The sequence below is a fragment of the Oerskovia sp. NPDC060287 genome, from assembly GCF_042726775.1.
Taxonomy (GTDB): Bacteria; Actinomycetota; Actinomycetes; order Actinomycetales; family Cellulomonadaceae; genus Oerskovia; species Oerskovia merdavium.
On record NZ_JBHXBO010000077.1, the window covers coordinates 1 to 17442 of the forward strand.

At 70.9% G+C, this 17442-nt stretch carries 18 protein-coding genes; 2 read left to right on the forward strand and 16 right to left on the reverse strand.

Annotated features, from left to right (window positions below):
- Positions 1-102: 102 nt before the first annotated feature.
- The 7 genes from rdgB to clpS form a co-directional block, all read right to left on the reverse strand.
- Positions 103-768, reverse strand: a complete 666-nt coding sequence (gene rdgB, locus ACFWFR_RS09020) for an RdgB/HAM1 family non-canonical purine NTP pyrophosphatase (RefSeq protein WP_377622539.1) — start codon at positions 766-768, stop codon at positions 103-105.
- Positions 769-782: 14 nt separating this feature from the next.
- Positions 783-1541, reverse strand: coding sequence for a ribonuclease PH (gene rph, locus ACFWFR_RS09025; protein ID WP_056650494.1), 759 nt, complete (start codon positions 1539-1541; stop codon positions 783-785).
- Positions 1542-1560: 19 nt separating this feature from the next.
- Positions 1561-2427, reverse strand: coding sequence for an MBL fold metallo-hydrolase (locus tag ACFWFR_RS09030; protein WP_377622532.1), 867 nt, complete (start codon positions 2425-2427; stop codon positions 1561-1563).
- On the reverse strand, positions 2427-3230 hold the full coding sequence (murI, locus tag ACFWFR_RS09035; RefSeq protein WP_056650490.1) for a glutamate racemase: 804 nt from the start codon (positions 3228-3230) through the stop codon (positions 2427-2429). The genes ACFWFR_RS09030 and murI overlap by 1 nt, the downstream gene beginning before the upstream one ends.
- Before the next feature lie 170 nt (positions 3231-3400).
- Entirely contained in the window at positions 3401-3556 is a 156-nt protein-coding gene (locus ACFWFR_RS09040) for a hypothetical protein (protein ID WP_191803591.1), read from the reverse strand.
- A 135-nt stretch (positions 3557-3691) separates the two neighbouring features.
- Positions 3692-4351, reverse strand: coding sequence for a DUF2017 family protein (locus ACFWFR_RS09045; RefSeq protein WP_191803593.1), 660 nt, complete (start codon positions 4349-4351; stop codon positions 3692-3694).
- On the reverse strand, positions 4351-4614 hold the full coding sequence (gene clpS / locus ACFWFR_RS09050; RefSeq protein WP_056651395.1) for an ATP-dependent Clp protease adapter ClpS: 264 nt from the start codon (positions 4612-4614) through the stop codon (positions 4351-4353). Before clpS ends, ACFWFR_RS09045 begins: the two co-directional genes overlap by 1 nt.
- Positions 4615-4814: 200 nt before the next feature.
- On the opposite strand from clpS, the gene ACFWFR_RS09055 reads away from it, so the two are divergent.
- On the forward strand, positions 4815-6206 hold the full coding sequence (locus ACFWFR_RS09055; protein ID WP_191803595.1) for a nicotinate phosphoribosyltransferase: 1392 nt from the start codon (positions 4815-4817) through the stop codon (positions 6204-6206).
- A gap of 206 nt (positions 6207-6412) precedes the next feature.
- Here the strand turns inward: ACFWFR_RS09055 and ACFWFR_RS09060 are convergent, their stop codons facing one another.
- The 9 genes from ACFWFR_RS09060 to ACFWFR_RS09100 form a co-directional block, all read right to left on the reverse strand.
- Positions 6413-8197 (reverse strand): DEAD/DEAH box helicase, encoded by a 1785-nt coding sequence (locus tag ACFWFR_RS09060; protein ID WP_377622541.1) that lies wholly within the window; start codon positions 8195-8197, stop codon positions 6413-6415.
- Positions 8198-8259: 62 nt separating this feature from the next.
- On the reverse strand, positions 8260-8610 hold the full coding sequence (locus ACFWFR_RS09065) for a DUF3039 domain-containing protein (protein ID WP_191803599.1): 351 nt from the start codon (positions 8608-8610) through the stop codon (positions 8260-8262).
- Positions 8611-8725: 115 nt separating this feature from the next.
- Positions 8726-9508 carry a glucosamine-6-phosphate deaminase gene (gene nagB / locus ACFWFR_RS09070; RefSeq protein ID WP_191803601.1) on the reverse strand — a complete coding sequence of 261 codons (783 nt, stop codon included), beginning with the start codon at positions 9506-9508 and terminating at the stop codon, positions 8726-8728.
- Positions 9508-10488, reverse strand: coding sequence for an ROK family protein (locus ACFWFR_RS09075; protein ID WP_318244522.1), 981 nt, complete (start codon positions 10486-10488; stop codon positions 9508-9510). Before ACFWFR_RS09075 ends, nagB begins: the two co-directional genes overlap by 1 nt.
- A 1-nt stretch (position 10489) precedes the next feature.
- The gene (locus ACFWFR_RS09080) at positions 10490-11419 is read right to left on the reverse strand and encodes a carbohydrate ABC transporter permease (protein ID WP_377622534.1); all 930 of its coding nucleotides are present in this window, start codon (positions 11417-11419) and stop codon (positions 10490-10492) included.
- Positions 11416-12369: a carbohydrate ABC transporter permease gene (locus ACFWFR_RS09085; protein ID WP_056650470.1), complete on the reverse strand. Its 954-nt coding sequence runs from the start codon at positions 12367-12369 to the stop codon at positions 11416-11418. Before ACFWFR_RS09085 ends, ACFWFR_RS09080 begins: the two co-directional genes overlap by 4 nt.
- 157 nt (positions 12370-12526) lie before the next feature.
- Positions 12527-13816: an extracellular solute-binding protein gene (locus ACFWFR_RS09090; protein WP_191803603.1), complete on the reverse strand. Its 1290-nt coding sequence runs from the start codon at positions 13814-13816 to the stop codon at positions 12527-12529.
- 133 nt (positions 13817-13949) lie between these two features.
- Positions 13950-15110 carry an ROK family transcriptional regulator gene (locus ACFWFR_RS09095; RefSeq protein WP_056650467.1) on the reverse strand — a complete coding sequence of 387 codons (1161 nt, stop codon included), beginning with the start codon at positions 15108-15110 and terminating at the stop codon, positions 13950-13952.
- Between the two features lie 163 nt (positions 15111-15273).
- Entirely contained in the window at positions 15274-16239 is a 966-nt protein-coding gene (locus tag ACFWFR_RS09100; RefSeq protein ID WP_377622536.1) for a PfkB family carbohydrate kinase, read from the reverse strand.
- Between the two features lie 42 nt (positions 16240-16281).
- On the opposite strand from ACFWFR_RS09100, the gene ACFWFR_RS09105 reads away from it, so the two are divergent.
- On the forward strand, positions 16282-17328 hold the full coding sequence (locus ACFWFR_RS09105) for an LLM class flavin-dependent oxidoreductase (RefSeq protein WP_377622537.1): 1047 nt from the start codon (positions 16282-16284) through the stop codon (positions 17326-17328).
- Positions 17329-17442: the final 114 nt, after the last annotated feature.

The window sequence follows — 17442 nt, forward strand, 5'->3', positions numbered from 1 at the left end:
CCCGGGTGGGGTCACGCTCGCTCGGACGTTCTCGGCCGACACGTCTGGTGGCCTGGCACCGGGCCCCCGCCTGCGATCAGGCGGGCCACGGCCGGACACCGCTCAGGCGAGCGGCTGGACCTGGACCTCGTCGACCGTCGTCCCGGTGAGCACCGCGACGACCTGGGGCGCGAGAGCGCGGAACGCCTTGCCCCGGTGGCTGATCGCGTTCTTCTCCGCGGCCGACAGCTCGGCGGCAGAGCGGGTCTCGCCGTCGGGCAGGAGGATCGGGTCGTACCCGAACCCGCCCTCGCCGCGCGGGGCGGTCAGGAGCGTGCCGCGCATCTCGCCCGTGCGCACCCACTCGCCCCCGTCGGGCGTCACGAGCGCGGCTGCGCACACGAAGCCCGCTGCCCGGTGCCCGGCGGGAACGTCGCCCAGCTGGGCGAGGAGAAGGTCGAGGTTCGCCTGGTCGTCGCCGTGGCGACCGGACCAGCGCGCCGAGAAGATCCCCGGCGCACCGCCCAGGACGTCGACCGCGAGCCCCGAGTCGTCGGCCACGGCGGGCAGGCCGGTCGCCGCAGCGAGAGCGCGCGCCTTGATGAGCGCGTTCTCCGCGAACGTCACGCCGTCCTCGACGGGCTCGGGCGCACCGACCTCACGCGCCGAGACCACGGCCTCGGGCGGCAGGTCGAGGCCCGGCTGGGCCGCGAGGATGGCCCGCAGCTCGGCGAGCTTGCCCACGTTGTGGGTCGCGAGCACGAGCCGTGCGCCGGCCGGGACGCTCACGCCGGACGCAGCGCTCACCGCGACGCCTCGTCGAGCGCGAGCTGCTGGATGATCGCGAGCTCGGACGTCCCGTGGAGCGCGAGGTCCAGCAGGACGTCGAGCTCGGTGCGGTTGAACGGCGCGTGCTCGGCCGTGCCCTGCACCTCGACGAAGTCGCCCGAGCCCGTGACCACCACGTTCATGTCGGTGTCCGCGCGCACGTCCTCGACGTAGGGCAGGTCCAGCATGGGCGTGCCGTCGATGATGCCGACGCTCACGGCCGACACCGAGTCCGTGAGGACCTTCTTGCCGCCCTTGATCGCGCCGTGCTTCTTGCCCCAGGTCACGGCGTCGGCGAGCGCGACGTACGCGCCCGTGATCGCCGCGGTGCGCGTGCCGCCGTCGGCCTGCAGGACGTCGCAGTCGAGCACGATCGTGTTCTCGCCGAGCGCCGAGACGTCGATCACGGCGCGCAGCGAACGGCCGATGAGGCGCGAGATCTCGTGCGTGCGCCCGCCGATGCGGCCCTTGACCGACTCGCGGTCGCTGCGGGTGCTGGTCGCGCGCGGGAGCATCGAGTACTCGGCCGTGACCCAGCCCTGGCCCGAGCCCTTGCGCCAGCGCGGCACGCCCTCGGTGAACGAGGCCGCGCACAGCACCCGCGTGCGGCCGAACTCGACGAGCACGCTGCCCTCCGCGGCGTCGAGCCAGTTCCGGGTGATCGTGACGGGGCGGAGCTCGTCGGGCGCGCGGCCGTCCGCGCGGACGGTCTGGGAGGTGGAGGCTGAAGTCATGGAGCCAGCCTATCCGGGCTCAGAGCGTGAAGACCCGGCCCGTCGCGGCCAGGTCCACCGGACCGTCGTAGACCGCGGTGGCCTCGTCGCGGGCGGCCTGCTTGTCGTTCCACGCGGGCAGGTGCGTGAGGACCAGGCGCTTGGCGCCCGCCGCCGTGGCGACCTCGCCCGCCCGCCTGCCCGTGAGGTGGATGCCGCGGTCGACCGCGTCGTCGCGCCCCTCGTGGAAGGCGGCCTCCGCCAGGAGCAGGTCGGCGTCCCGGGCCAGCTCGACCACGCCGTCGCAGAAGTCCGTGTCCCCCGTGTACGCGAGCGTGACCCGCTCTCCGGGGACCAGGCTCGAGGGCCCGGTCACCCGCACGCCGTAGGCCTCGACCGGGTGATAGACGCGGAACGGCTCGATCTCGAGCGGACCGACCGTGACCACCTGCCCGGGGACCCACGCCCGGAAGTCGAACTGGGACCCGAGCGACTCCCCCGCCTCCAGACCGTAGGTCGCCCCGATCCTCTCGGCCGTGTTCGAGGGACCCCAGACCGGCAGGGTGGCCGCGGCGTCCTGCACGACGGACCCGTCGGTCGCCGCCTGCGCCACCGCGGCCGTACCCGCCGCCGCGGCGAGCCGGTCCGGGTGGTACTTGAGGTACACGTACAGACCGCACACGTCGACGAAGTGGTCGGGGTGCAGGTGGGACAGGCCGATCGCGTCGAGCCGGCGCGGGTCGAGGATGCCCTGGAGCGCGCCGAGCGCACCGTTGCCCATGTCGAGCAGGAGGTTCCACTCCCGCCCGTCCGGTGAGTCGGTGCCGGGCACCTGGACCAGGTACGAGGACGCGGGAGAGTCGGGGCCGGCGAACGAGCCGGAGCAGCCGACGACGACCAGCCGCATCAGACGGCCTCCACCAGCGAGACCTCAGGCCCGAGGAAGCGACGCGCGAGCTGGTCGAACGGCTCGGCGCTGCCCGTCGCACGGAAGCGGTGGCGCGGGGCGCCCGCCTCGCGCGAACGCTCCAGGCCGTGCGCGACGAGCGTGCGGTAGACGTCCTTCGCGGTCTCCTCGGCGCTCGAGACCAGCGTGACCTCGTCGCCCATGACGTACGAGATGGCGCCCGCGAGCAGCGGGTAGTGCGTGCAGCCCAGCACCAGGGTGTCGACCCCGGCAGCGCGGACCGGGGCGAGGTACTCGTGCGCGATCTCCAGGACCTCGGGGCCCGAGGTCACCCCGGCCTCGACGAGGCGGACGAACTCCGGGCACGCCTGGGACGTGAGCCGCAGGCCCGGGGCCACGGCGAACGCGTCGTCGTAGGCGCGCGACTCGATGGTCCCCCGCGTCCCGATCACGCCGATGTTCCCCGTGCGGGTCGCTGCGACCGCGCGGCGTGCCGCCGGCAGGATGACCTCGATGACGGGCATCCCGTAGCGCGCGGTGTAGCGCTCGCGGGCGTCGCGCAGCACCGCGGACGACGCCGTGTTGCACGCGATGACGAGCATCTTGACGCCCTCGTCGACCAGCTGGTCCATGATCGAGAGCGCCATGGCGCGCACCGCGGCGAGCGGCTTGGGCCCGTACGGGCTGTTCGCGGTGTCCCCGATGTACAGCAGCGACTCGTTCGGCAGCTGGTCGAGGATCGAGCGGGCGACGGTGAGTCCCCCGACTCCCGAGTCGAAGATGCCGATGGGTGCGTCGTTCACGGGGTCGAGCCTAGTGCCGCCCACGCCGGTTCGGTGGTCCCGGCGCCCCGGCGCCCTCTGTGTCACCGAACACAGGCGACCACGAGGCACGACGAAGGGCGCCGCACGTGCGTGCGACGCCCTCCGGTCCTGGCCCCGGGCCCGCCTGTCAGGACGGCGGCCCGGGATGCCTAGACCTTCGCCTTGCCCCGTCCGACCAGCCCCACGACGAGGCTGACGACGAGCACGATGATGCCGAGCCAGATCAGGAACTTCGCTGCTTCGACGGCCACGCCGAACACGAGCAGCACGACTCCGACGAGCAGGATGATGAGCCACGTAGGCATGTTGTCCCTCTTTCTCTCGGCCGGGACGCGGACGTCCCGGTTCAACAAGGACAATCCTGGCACCACTTCACCCTCTGCGCATCTTGACAGAAATGTGGCGAGTGACTTACAAGCGTGCTACATGGCGCGTTCGGCTCAGCGGGGCGAGCGGCGGACCTCGGCCAGCATCAGGTCCACCAGCGACTCCTGGAGCCAGCCGGACATGAGGAACACGCTCGCGAGGAACCGCCGGGCGGCGTCAGGAGCGCCCTCGTCCTCCTCGACGTCGGCGGCCTCGCGCGCGAGGACCTCGTCGTGCAGGTCCTCCACCTGGTCGTCGGTGCGCAGGTCGAGGCGCTCCGCCAGGACGACCCGGACGTCGGTGAGGGCCCCCGCGACGCGACGTGCGTCGTCGGGCCGGACGACCAGGGGCGTGAGCACCTCCGCGTCCTGCGGGTCTCCCGCGAGCAGGAGGTCCGCGAGCAGCAGCAGCCGCTGCGACTTCTCGGCGGCCAGGTCGCCCTGGGTGAACCGCCGGAACTCGGCCGAGACCCCCGCGTCCTCGGGCGCCGCGTCAGGGAGCAGACGGCGGACCGCGGGATCCGTGGGCGCGCGCACCTCCTCGGGGGGCGCGGTGAGCGGCGCGACGCCCTCGATGGTCGCCGCCTCCGACGGCGGCGCGGCCTCCTCGCTCCCGGGGCCCGCCTGCTCCTGCAACAGCTCGACGACGTCACCCACGACGTGCGCGAGGACAAGCCGCTCGGCGGCGCTCAGCTCCGCGACGTAGCCGCGGCGTGCCCGACGGAACGGGCGCACTACTCCCCGCTCCGCTGCATCGTGGCCCACAGCCCGAACTCGTGCATCGCCTGCACGTCCACCTCGACCTTCTCCCGCCCGCCGGACGAGACCACCGCCCGACCCTCGTGGTGCACCTGGAGCATGAGCGTCTTGGCCTTCTGCTGGCTGTAACCGAAGTAGCTCTCGAACACGTAGCTGACGTAGCTCATGAGATTCACCGGGTCGTTCCACACGAGGGTCACCCAGGTGTCGGCGAGGGAGAGCCCCTCCCGCGTGTCGATCTCCTCGTCGAGGCGAGGCCCCGCTGTCGCCGTTCCAGTCACGACCCCACTCTATGCGGTACCCCACCTCGCACCGCGCGCCGTCCATGCGCAGGTGGGAGGGCTGAACGCGGGGTGCACGGCGACGCTGTGGACCGGGCGCGCGTCCGTGGGAGCAGGCGCGCACGCCCCTCGGGCCGCTTCTGCCCTAGGTTGGGCACATGAGTCCCGCAGACCGCCCGGGCACCGGCGCCCCGGCCGCTCACCATGCCCCGTTCGCACCCTCCGCCCAGTCCTCGCTGCTGACCGACCGCTACGAGCTCACCATGCTCCAGGCCGCGCTCGCCGACGGCACCGCCGAGCGGCACTGCCTCTTCGAGGTCTTCACGCGACGCCTGCCCGCGGGCCGCCGCTACGGCGTGCTCGCCGGGACCGGCCGCGTCCTCGAGTCGCTCGCGACGTTCCGGTTCACCGACCTCGAGCTCGACTGGCTCCGCCAGGCGGACGTGGTCGACGACCGCACCCTCGACTACCTCGCCGGCTACCGGTTCACGGGCTCGATCACGGGGTATGCGGAGGGCGACGTGTTCTTCCCGCAGTCCCCCGTCATGGTCGTCGAGGGCACGTTCGCTGAGGCCGTGCTGCTCGAGACGCTCGTGCTCTCGATCCTCAACTACGACTCCGCGGTCGCCTCGGCCGCCTCGCGCATGACGAGCGCCGCCGTCGAACGCCCGTGCCTCGAGATGGGCTCGCGTCGCGCGAACGAGCACGCCGCCGTCGCGGCGGCCCGCGCCGCGGCCGTCGCGGGGTTCGCGGGCACGTCCAACCTCGAGGCCGGGCGCCGGTACGGGATCGAGACGATCGGCACCGCCGCGCACGCGTTCACGCTCCTGCACGACGACGAGCCCTCGGCCTTCGCGGCCCAGGTCGCCTCCCTGGGGACGGGCACCACCCTCCTCGTCGACACCTACGACGTCCGCCAGGGCGTCAAGAACGCGATCGCGGCGGCCGGGACCGGGCTCGGGGCCGTACGACTCGACTCCGGTGACCTCGGCATCCAGGCGGTCGAGGTCCGCAAGCAGCTCGACGGCCTGGGCGCCCGGGACACCCGGATCACCGTGACCTCCGACCTCGACGAGTACGCGATCGCGGCGCTCGCGGCGGCGCCCGTCGACGCCTACGGCGTGGGCACCTCGCTCGTGACGGGCTCGGGCGCCCCGACCTGCGGCATGGTCTACAAGCTCGTGTCGCGCGCCGACGCCGACGGGATCCTGCAGCCCGTCGCCAAGGCGTCGACCGCCAAGACCAGCACGGGCGGGCGCAAGTCCGCCGCCCGCCAGTTCGGCGACGACGGGCGAGCCGTCGCCGAGGTCCTCGTCACCGGACCCGACGAGGCCGTGACCGCTTGGGAACCTGCCGACGACGAGGACCTGCGTCCCCTGCACGTCCCGCTCGTCGTGGACGGCGCCGTCGACTCCCGCTGGATCGGCGCGTACGGGGTGCACAACGCGGCGAGACGCCATGCCGAGGCACGAGCCGAGCTCCCCCGCGGCGCCCGGCGACTGTCCGCGGGCGACCCTGCGCTGCCGACCGTCGTCCGCCGGCTCGACTGAGCGCGCGTCAGGTCCTGACGGCGGCGGCGCTCCGGGCTTGCCGGTGTGCCCCGGCTCCCGGTCGCTCCCGACGGGTGAACGGGCTCTCTCTCTGCGGGCCGGACGGTCAACCACGACCTGACGTCTCGATGCCGGAGGGCCCGCACGCTCGCCGAGCATGCGGGCCCTCTGCGGTCACGGAGCACGTGCTCCCGCGACGACGGTCGCTACTTCTTGCCCACGAACCAGCCGCGGAGCACCGCCACGCGCGCGTCGAGCTGGGCGACCGTCGCGAGCGGGACCTCCGGCCCCCCGCACCGCCGACGCAGCTCGGTGTGGACCGTGCCGTGCGGCTGCCCGCTCCGGCGCGCCCAGGCGCCGACGAGCTGGGACAGCTCCTTGCGCAGCTCGGCGGCGCGCCGGTGCTCGAGCTCGCTGCGCTCGGCCTCCGAGCTCTTGGCCTTCTTGGAGCGAGCCGTCATCTGGTCGGCCTGGCGCTGACGCAGCAGGCTCGTGACCTGGTCCGCGTCCAGCAGGCCGGGCAGCCCCAGGAAGTCCTGCTCCTCGTCCGACCCGACGTCGGCCTCGGTCCCGAACTCTCCGCCGTCGAACAGCACGCGGTCGAACGAGGCCTGCGCCTCGAGGGCCTGGAACGAGCCCTGCATGCCGTCCGCGAGGTCGTCGGACGCCTTGTCCTCCCGGTTCGCCGCCGCCATGAGCGCGTCCTCGGGGTTGTACATGTCCCCCTGCTCCTCGGCCGTGAGCGGGCGGTCGAGCGCGTGGTCCCGCTCGAGCTCGAGGCCGTTGGCGAGCGCCAGGAGGTGCGGCACGCTGGGGAGGAAGACCGACGCCGTCTCGCCGCGGCGTCGAGCACGCACGAACCGCCCCACAGCCTGGGCGAAGAACAACGGCGTCGCGGTCGACGTCGCGTACACGCCCACCGCGAGCCGCGGCACGTCGACGCCCTCGGAGACCATGCGGACCGCCACCATCCACCGGGCGTCACCGTCGGAGAACTCGTCGATCCGCCCGCTCGCACCCTCGTCGTCGGACAGCACGACCGTGGGCGACTTCCCCGTGATGCGCGCCAGGTGCCCGGCGTAGGCGCGGGCGTCGGTCTGGTCGGTCGCGATGACCAGGCCGCCCGCGTCGGGGATCGCCCGACGGACCTCGGTCAGGCGCTTGTCCGCCGCTGCCAGGACCGAGGGGATCCACTCACCCTCCGGGTCCAGCGCGGTCCGCCACGCCTGGCCCGTCATGTCCTTGGTCAGCGCCTCGCCCAGACGCGCGCTGACCTCGTCGCCCGACTTGGTCCGCCACCGCATCTGCCCCGAGTAGGACAGGAAGATCACGGGCCGCACGACGTGGTCGCGCAGCGCGTCGCCGTAGCCGTAGGTGTAGTCGGCCGACGAACGCCGGATCCCGTCCGGCCCCCGCTCGTACGTGACGAACGGGATCGCAGCGGTGTCCGAGCGGAAGGGCGTTCCGGTCAGCGCCAGGCGCCTGGTGGCCGGCTCGAAGGCGTCCCGGACCGCCTCTCCCCACGACAGCGCGTCGCCGCCGTGATGGACCTCGTCCAGGATGACGAGGGTCCGCTCGGCCTCGGTGCGCGCCGTGTGGAGCGCCGGCTTGGCGGCCACCTGGGCGTACGTCAGGGCGACCCCGTCGTAGCCCGCGCCGTGGCGGCCCTGGCTGTTGCGGAAGTTCGGGTCGATGCGGATCCCGACACGCGCGGCCGCGTCGGCCCACTGGTGCTTGAGGTGCTCGGTGGGCGCGACGACCGTCACGCGCCGGACGACCCCCTGCTCGAGGAGCTCGGTCGCGACGCGCAGCGCGAACGTCGTCTTGCCCGCGCCGGGGGTCGCGACCGCGAGGAAGTCACGCGGCGCGCGCGCACGGTAGGTCTCGAGCGCCTCCGCCTGCCACGCGCGCAGCTTGGAGGCGGTGCCCCAGGGAGCACGACGAGGGAAGGCGGGCGACAGGTGCGAGGCAGCGGCCGACGAGGCCCCCAGGGGCGCTGAGGGGGGAAGGTTCGAGGACGGGCGAGCGGACGAGTTCGAGAGAGGCTGTCCACTCACTTGCCGGAATCACCCTCGCCGTCCTGCGGGGCGCGAAGGCCGTCGTAGATCTCCTTGCACGTGGGGCAGACCGGGAACTTCTTGGGGTCTCGACCCGGGACCCAGACCTTGCCGCACAGTGCGATCACGGGCTTGCCGGACAACGCCGACTGCATGATCTTCTCCTTGCGCACGTAGTGCGCAAAACGCTCGTGATCTCCCGGCTCGACCTCGGCCGTGGTCTCCGTGCGCTCGAGGACGCTCGTCGACGTCCCGCCGCTCGGGTCACTGTCCGGAACGAGCGGTTCCGGTCCGGACGGGCTGCCTGCGCCGGGTCCGCTGGTGGGGATGGTCAAGGGTTCGATCATGGTCTCGAGTCTACGTCGGGGAAGAAGAGACCCGCCGACCCAGGTCAGGGGCGTGACCAGGGTCGGCGGGTTGTCCAGCGGCCCGCCCTGAAGGGGCGGCGTCGGAGAGCTGGGGTCAGAGCCCCTGCCACTCCGGCTTCGAGAGGAACGTCTGGCGGTAGTAGTCGCCGAGCTGCAGGCGCGAGGCCGCGGCGTCGTCCACGAGGACCGTCGCGTGCGGGTGCATCTGCATGATCGTCGCGGGCCACATCGCCGACACGGGGCCCTCGACGAGCTGGTGGACCGCCTCGGCCTTGCCCTTGCCCGAGGCGAGGAGCACGAGGTGCTTGGCAGACATGATGGTCGCCAGCCCCTGCGTGAGGCAGTGCTGAGGCACCTGGGCGAGGTCGTCGCCGAAGAAGCGGGCGTTGTCCTCACGGGTCTGTGCGGTCAGCGTCTTGATGCGCGTCCGCGAGGCGAGCGACGAGCCGGGCTCGTTGAACGCGATGTGCCCGTCGGTGCCGATCCCGAGGATCTGCAGGTCGACGCCACCGGCGTCGACGATCTTGCGCTCGTAGTCGGCGCACGCGGCGACCAGGTCCTCGGCGTTGCCGTCGGGCCCCTGCACCGCACCGGGGGCGAAGTCGACGCGCGAGGCGATCTCCTTCTCGATGACGTTGCGATAGCGCTCCGGGTGGTCCTCCGCGATGCCGACGTACTCGTCGAGCATGAAGGCCCTGGCCTGCGCGAACGAGAGACCTTCCTCGGTGTGGCGCCGGACCAGCTCGTCGTAGACCTTCAGCGGGCTCGAGCCGGTGGCCAGGCCGACGACCGCGGTCGGGGTCGCGCGGACCAGCTTGTCGATCGCTTCTGCGGCGAGCACCGCGAGCTGATCGGCGGGGGCAATGACAACTTCCATCAGGACACCTTCCTACGGCCGGCGATGGCTGCTCCCACCGCGGCAACGGGCACATCACTCGGAGCCAGAGAGACACGCTTCTCGAGCTCCAGGGAGGACAAGAACGGCGACGTGCTCGACTGCGCGACGAGCGCGCTGCGCACCACGTCGAGGAGAGGCTGGCCGAGACCGGTGACCCCTCCCCCGAGGACGACGTGCCGGACGTCGACCGTCAGCTCGAGGATGCGGATCGCGCTCGCCACCGCTGCGGCGAACTCGTCCCTGATCCTCAGCGCTTCCGAGTCTCCGGCCGCTGCCGCCTCGAAGAGCTCCGCGGGGGCCGGGCGACCGAACCTCGAGGGCCACCGCGCACTGAGCGCGGTCCCCGAAGCATAGGTCTCGACGCAGCCCCGCTGACCGCACGCGCACAGGGGACCCTCTGGATTGATCGGGATGTGTCCGATCTCACCAGCAGCCCCGCTCACGCCTCGTCGGAGCTCACCCCCCAGGACGATGCCTGCCGCGAGCCCCGTCCCCAGCGCGAGGAACGCCAGGTCCTGACCTTCGGGGCCCATGGCGTGCGAGGCACCCAGCGCGGCGACGTTCAGGTCGTTGTCCACGTCCACCGGGATCCCGCCGAAGAGCGCCGAGAGCTCGCGGGCCAGCCCGAACGGCTCGCCCTCGATCCCGAGGTTCACCGCGTGCATCACCGATCCGCTCTGCGGGTCGACCAGCCCGGGCACGCCCAGGCCGAGGCCCGCGAGCGCGGCGGGCGCGAGGCCCGCCGCGTCCGTCAAGGACCTGACGGCCTGGGCCGCGCTCGAGACCACGCCCTGCGGGCCGCGGACGGTCGGCAGCTTGACCGACCCCTCGATCGCTCCGTCCGGTCCGAGCAGCACGCCCAGGACCTTGGTCCCGCCGACGTCCAGCCCGACCGAATGGCCGCCCGGCAGTGCGGCTGCCTCGCCGAGCGACGAGGCAGCCGTGCTCACCTCGCTCACGTCAGCCCTTCACCGCACCTGAGACGAGACCGCCGGTCATCCGCCCCTGGACGATGAGGAAGAAGATGACGACCGGGATCGCGATCAGCACCGAGCCAGCCATCAGGCCGCCCCAGTTGGTGGCCTGCGTGGCCTGCTGGAACGTGCGCAGCCAGAGCGGCAACGTCATGGACTCCGGACGGGTCATGATGATCAGCGCCATCACGAACTCGTTCCAGGCCTGGATGAACGCGAAGACGCCGGTCGCCACGAGGCCCGGTGCCAGCAGCGGGAACGTGATCCGCCAGAAGGCCTTGGCGCGCGAGCAGCCGTCGATCATGGCTGCCTCCTCGAGCTCGGCCGGGACCCCGGCGACGAACCCGCGCAGCGTCCAGATCGTGAAGGGCAGGACGCCCGACAGGTAGACGATGCCCAGGCCGATGATCGAGTTGAGGAGCTGCCACCCGTCGATGATCCGGAAGATCGAGATCATCATGGCCTCGCCCGGGATCATCTGGACCGCGAGGATCGCGATGATGAACGCCTTGCGGCCCTTGAAGTTGAACCGGGTCACGGCGAGCGACGCCAGGAACGCCAGGACCATGGACACGATCAGCACGAAGAACGTGACCAAGACCGAGTTGCCCAGGGCGGGCAGGAACGGCGCGCGCTCCTGGTTGAAGATCGCGTTCTTGTAGTTGTCGATCGTGAACGAGGAGCCGGGGAAGAACGTCAGGTCCGTGCTGCGGATCATGTTCGTCGGCAGGAAGGACGAGTTGATCATCCAGTAGACCGGGAACGCCGAGGCCGCGAAGACGATCACGGCGATCACGCTGTAGACGACGTTCGAGACCTTCTTGCGCTGTCCCTCACGGGTCTTGCGCGGGCCGCTCCCCGAGGACCGAGGTGCCGTCGTGGCAGTCCCCGCGACGGTCGGGTTGAGGGTGCTCACAGCTCTTCCTCCTTGACGGTCTGGCGCACGTAGTAGTACGAGATCCCCATCATGATGAACACCAGGATGACGGCGATGGCGCTCGCGGTGCCGTAGTGCCCCTGGGCCATGCCCATCTGGTAGATGTACACGCCGATGGTGTTGGTCTTCTCGGCGATGCCACCGATGCCCTGGAGCACGAAGATCTGGGTGAAGACGCGCAGGTCCCAGATGATCGACAGGATGATGAGGACGACGATGATGCTGCGCACGTAGGGGACCATGATCAGTCGGAAGCGCTGGGCCGGCGTCGCACCGTCGAGCGAAGCGGCCTCGAGGACCTCACCGGGAACCTGGGTCAGGCCGGCGTACATCGTGAACGCCACGAACGGCACGCTCTGCCAGACGATGATCAAGGCAGCCACGATGTAGAACATCAGGGGGTTGATGAGCCACGAGTGGCCCATCCAGTTGTCCCCCGTGATCTTCGTCAGCACGTTGTTGACCACGCCGTACTGGGTGTCGAAGATCCAGCCCCACACGATCACCGCGGCGAGGGCGGGCATGGCCCAGGCCAGCAGCAGGCCGATCGAGACGAGCAGACGGAAGAACTTGTTGAGGCGCATCATCAGCAGGGCGAGCAGGATGCCGATCGCCATGGTGAGGAACACGCAGACCACCATGAAGGCGAAGCTGCGGGCGAGGACCGTCCAGAAGACCGGGTCGGTGAGCGTGTCGGTGTAGTTCTGGAAACCCACCCATTCGGCGGGGACTCCCATGAGCTGGGCGCGCTCGTACTTCTGGAACGACATGATGAAGAGGTTGACCAACGGGTACCCGACCATGATGGCCAGGACCAGGAGGCTAGGGGCCAGCAAGAGCCAGGGCAGCTTGGATGACCGCTTCTTCGGGGGCTTGAGAGTGTCCTTCAGCTCGACCGCTGGGGACGACTCGAGGGTGGATGAGCTCATTTTCTCACTCCGTCGAGGGCTTGCACGGTTCGAGCAGGACCGTGCGGAGGCAGGTGGTGCGAGGGTGTCCAGTCATGCCGAGGGGTGGGAGCTCCGCGGAACTCCCACCCCTGCGGCACCTGGTCGGCGATCCTCCCTCACGGAGGATCACCTGGGATCAGCTGTTGAGCGTCGACTCGATCTGCTCGTCGAGCTTCGTGGCGATCGCCTGGACGTCCCCACCCTGAGCGAGCTGGACGAACGCGTCCTGGAGGTAGCGCTTGGCCTCGACGTCGGCCCACTTCGGGGAAGCCGGGGTCAGCTTGGCAGCGGCCGCGGCAGCAGCACCCGCCTGCGTGATCTCGTCGTCCGGCAGGAACTTGGCCTGCGAGACCTTGGCCGGGATCAGGCCGTTGGTGGCCATGATCTCCTGGTAGCCGTCGCTCAGCATGATCTCGAGAGCGCTGAGGGCGAGCTCCTGGTTCTGGGACTTGGTCGCGACGGCGATGTTCGAGCCACCGGCCATGACCTGGGCGGCCGTGCCGGCCTCCTTGCCCGGGAGGGCGAAGGCGTGCAGGTCCGAGCCGTAGGTCGTGGCGCAGCCAGGCGCCTCGGCCGTCTCCTCAGCCTTGATGGACCACTGAACCCACGTCGGCGCGGAGAGGAAGCCGATGTTGCCCTCGCAGAAGGGGATCTGCTGGTCGGTCTCCTGGCCGTCCTTCGGAGCCTTCGAGGCCGTCAGCATGACGTCCTGGATCTGCTCGAGGCCCTTGATGCCGCCCTCGGAGGAGAAGCCGGCCTCCCACTTGTCGCCCTTCTTCTCGGCGATGAAGCCACCGTTCTCCCAGATGTAGGGGAGACCGTTGTACCAGTCCTGGCCGGGCCAGTAGATGCCCGAGCGCGTGTCGGTCGTGAGGGCCTTGCCCTGCGCGACGTAGTCGTCGAGGGTCTCGGGGGCGACGAAGCCGTCGCCGACGATCTGCTGCGAGTAGAAGACTGCACGCGCACCGGAGTAGTACGGGGCCGCGTAGAACTTCTCGTCGTACGTGCCGGCCTCGACGAAGCCGGGGAGCAGGTCGTCGCCGCCGAGCGCCTCGTACTTGTCCGTCAGGTCGGTGAAGAAGCCGGCCGAGGTGAAGGCGGCGGCCTGCGTGTTACCGACCTCGACGACGTCGGGGCTGTCGGAGCTGGCGAGCGAGGTCGTGAGCTTGTCGACCAGACCGGTCCAGGACTGCTCCTCGATCGTGAGGGTAGAACCGGGGTTCTCCTTCTCGAAGGTCGTCTTGAGGTACTCGCGAGCGTCCGCGGGCGTGTCGGTGCCGACGAGCCAGACGCGGATGTCGCCCGTCTTGGCAGCGTCGCCAGAGGCGCCGTCGGAGCCGGAGTCGCCGGAGCCACACGCGGTGAGCGCGAGCGCCAGGGTGATCGTCGAAGCCACCGTGGTGGCGACGAGGCGGTTCCTCTTCACTGGGGTACTTCCTCTCGGTAATTCGAAGTGGCGGCGTCGATGACACCACCTGAGGTGATACGGGAGGTACTGCGGTACTGCTACTGGGATTACTGCAGGACCGGGTCGGCCGGGCGACGACCGTGAGCCGAGCTCACGAGACGCCCAGCTGGCCGGACAGGATGAGGACGGCTGCCCCCGCGAGGACGACGTCCTCGTCGAGCGAAGCCATCCGGAGCTCGAGACCGGCGTTGATCGCCGGCATGGTCCGAGCGTTGATGGTGTCGATCGCCGCATCACGGAGAGGACCGTCGAGCAGGTCCGCGGGACCGCTGATGAGGATCTCGCCGAGGTTGAGCGCTGAGACAACAGGAGCGAGGGCGATGCCCAGGAGCCTGCCGACCGACGCCAGGACGGCATCGGAAGCTTCTTTGTCGAGCCCTTCGACCGCACGGCGGAGAGCCGGCACGGACAGGATGGTCTCGAGGCAGCCCGTGCGTCCGCAGGCGCAGGGCAGTCCGTCGTCGACGACGGTGACGTGCCCGAGCTCACCGGCTGCGTCGACCGCGCCGCGCACCCTGGACCCGTCGAGCATGATGCCGGCCCCGACCCCCTCGCCGACCGTGAGGACCATGAGTCCCGTGCCGTCCGCGCCACCGAAGGTGAACTCGCCGAGCGCGGCGATGTTCGCGTCGTTCGCGACGTGGACGGGAAGTGCGAGGCTCTCCGCGAGCTGCTCGGCCAGGGGCACGTCGTACCAGCGGCGGTTCGGGGCCTCGATGACACGGCCCGCGGTGTCGACGACACCGGGCGAACCGATGCCCACGCCGAGGACCGGTCGCGTCGCGACCGCGATGAGCCCGCGGCAGAAGCGCGTGAGGAGGTCGACCAGCTCGGTGCCGGCACGGCCCTCGATCGCGAGGCTCTGGCGGACCACGAAGTCGCCCGTGAGCGACATGACCGCACCGCGCATGAGCGCGTCGTCCGTCAGGTCGACCGAGACGATCTGGTAGGCGCTGGTCCGCATCCCGATGAGGATCGCGGGCTTGCCCACACGCTGGCCGGGACGGATGCCCAGCTCCTCGACCAGGCCCTCGGCGATGAGCACCGAGACCAGGTCGGAGATGGTCACCCTCGTCAGCGAGGTGGCGCGGGCGAGGTCTGCGCGCGAGGTGGGGCCCTCGTGGAACAGGTGCTGGAGGACCAACGACCGGTTGTGCGCACGAGCGTGCTCGGGGAGCACCTTGGAGGTGGGTCGGAGGCCTGTGCTCAGACCCCTCCGTGCTGCTGCACTTCTCGTGACTGCCGTTGTCATGTTTGTTAGTAGACCTCCTTTACTAAGCGCATGTCAACCCGTTCAGCGCGTCGTGTCCAAACCGTTGTACTTCGTTCACACTCCCGCGATATACCGCGCCAGCAGGCGTCCGACCGTCGGCACGGAGCCCCCGAAGGCCCGCGGCGAACCGCGCGCCGACAGGTCAGCGGCGTCGCGTCCCGCTCCGGCCGACCCAGCCCCTGGCGCCGGGAAAGGTCACCGACCATGAGGCGACCGCGGCTGCATGCTCGAGCGCGCTCGTCCACGCCTCCCCGAGGGCGATCCTGGCGGCGAACGCGCCGTGCAGCACGTCGCCCGCCCCCAGGGTGTCGACGACCTCGTGGACGACCGGGACCGGGACGGTGGACCTGACCCCCGCGTCGAGCAGCTCGAGCGACCTCGCCCCGCGCGAACGCGCGACGAACGACGGGCCGAACGCAGCGACCGCGTCGAGCACCCGGTCGGCCGGCTCGCCCGGGACACGGAAGTCCTCCGAGAGCACGACGGCGTCGCACAGCGGGAGGAGACCTGCGGTCCCGTCCTTCCACGACCCGCCGTCGAGCACGACGACGTACCCGCCCTCGCGCGCTCGGCGCGCCACGGCCGAGGCGAGCGCCGGGTGGTGCCCGTCGAGGAGCAGCACGTCCCGCCCCTGGTGCAGGACCTCCCCCGCGTCGCGCCCCTTCGGCCGGAGTCCGAACGTGCGGTCGAGCAGCGACCCGTCGGGCAGCGCCACGGGCCGGTTCGCCGCGTTCGTGCTCACCACGGCCCGCTCGCCGGTCCCCGCCGTCACGAGCACCGTGGACACGGCCGGGCCATCTGCTCCGTCCGGTCGGGCAGCAGGCTCCGAGCGGTCCTCGCTCGCGGGCTCGACCAGCTCGACCCCCGCAGCGGCGACCTCCGCCCGCACGACGTCCGCGAGCACACCGGAGCCCACCGCCGTCACCAGTCGGGTCCGGACGCCGAGCGCTGCGGCCGTCGCTGCCGCGTTGGCTGCGGGACCTCCGAAGGTCGCGCTCTGCGAGACCGCCACGACCTTCTCGTTCGGCCCGGGGAGCGCACGGACCACCTGGGTCAGGTCGAGGGTCACGAGTCCGCAGCAGATCAGCACAGCCTCATCCTTGCTCATCTCTTCAGGGAATAAGGGTCCGCTCCATGCGTTTGCATACACATGCGACTTGGCTTCTACACCTTCGGCGACAACGCCCCCGACCCGACCACCGGCGAGCAGATGCCGGTCTCCCAGCGTCTGCGCGACGTCCTGGAGCGGATCCGCCTCGCCGACGAGGTCGGCCTCGACTACGCCGGCATCGGCGAGCACCACCGCCCGGACTATGCCATCTCCTCCCCGGCGACCATGATCGCCGCTGCTCTCGCGCAGACCGAGAACATCACGGTCGGGAGCGCCGTGACCGTCCTCTCGACCGAGGACCCCGTGCGCGTCTACCAGCAGTTCGCGACCATGGACCAGCTCTCGGGCGGACGCGTCGAGCTCCTGGCCGGGCGCGGCTCGTTCATCGAGTCCTATCCGCTCTTCGGCGCCGACCTCGACGACTACGACGCCCTCTACGACGAGAAGATCGTCCTCCTGCGGCTGATCGACGAAGGCAACCCCGTCACCTGGTCGGGCCGCTTCCGCCCTGCGCTCGACGAGGCCGTGATCCTCCCCCGGCCGTTCGACAAGCCCGGTCGTGGCGAGCACCTCGACATCGCGATCGCCACGGGCGGCAACCCGCAGTCCTCCGTGCGCGCGGGCGTGCTCGGCCTCCCGGTCAACTACGCGATCATCGGTGGCAAGCCCGCGCAGTTCGCTCCCCTCGTCGACCTCTACCGGCGGGCCGCCGCGCAGTCGGGTCACGACGCCGCCGCGCTCGAGGTCTCGGTGTCGACCATGGGCTTCCTCGCCGACGACGGCAAGCAGGCCAGGGACTTCTTCTACCCGTACTACCTGCAGAACATGAAGAAGATCTCCGCCGAGCGCGGCTTCCCCATGCCCAACCGGATCTCGTACGAGGCCACGGCTTCTCGCGGCGGCGCCTACTTCATCGGGTCGCCCGAGGAGGTCGCCGACCGCATCGTCGAGCTGCACGGAGCCCTCGGGCACGACCGCCAGATCTTCCAGATGGACCTCTCCGGAGTTCCCCAGAAGGAGTCGCTGCGGGCGATCGAGCTCCTGGGGACCGAGGTGGCTCCCCGCGTCCGGGCCGCGCTCGGCTAGGTCTGGCTCCGTCGTCGGCGGCGGCGGCCCGCCGAGACCGGACGACGCCGACCGCACCGGGTCACCGGGCCGACGGGTGGAAGCGTTCCCCCAGGTCCGGGACGTCCGTGGACG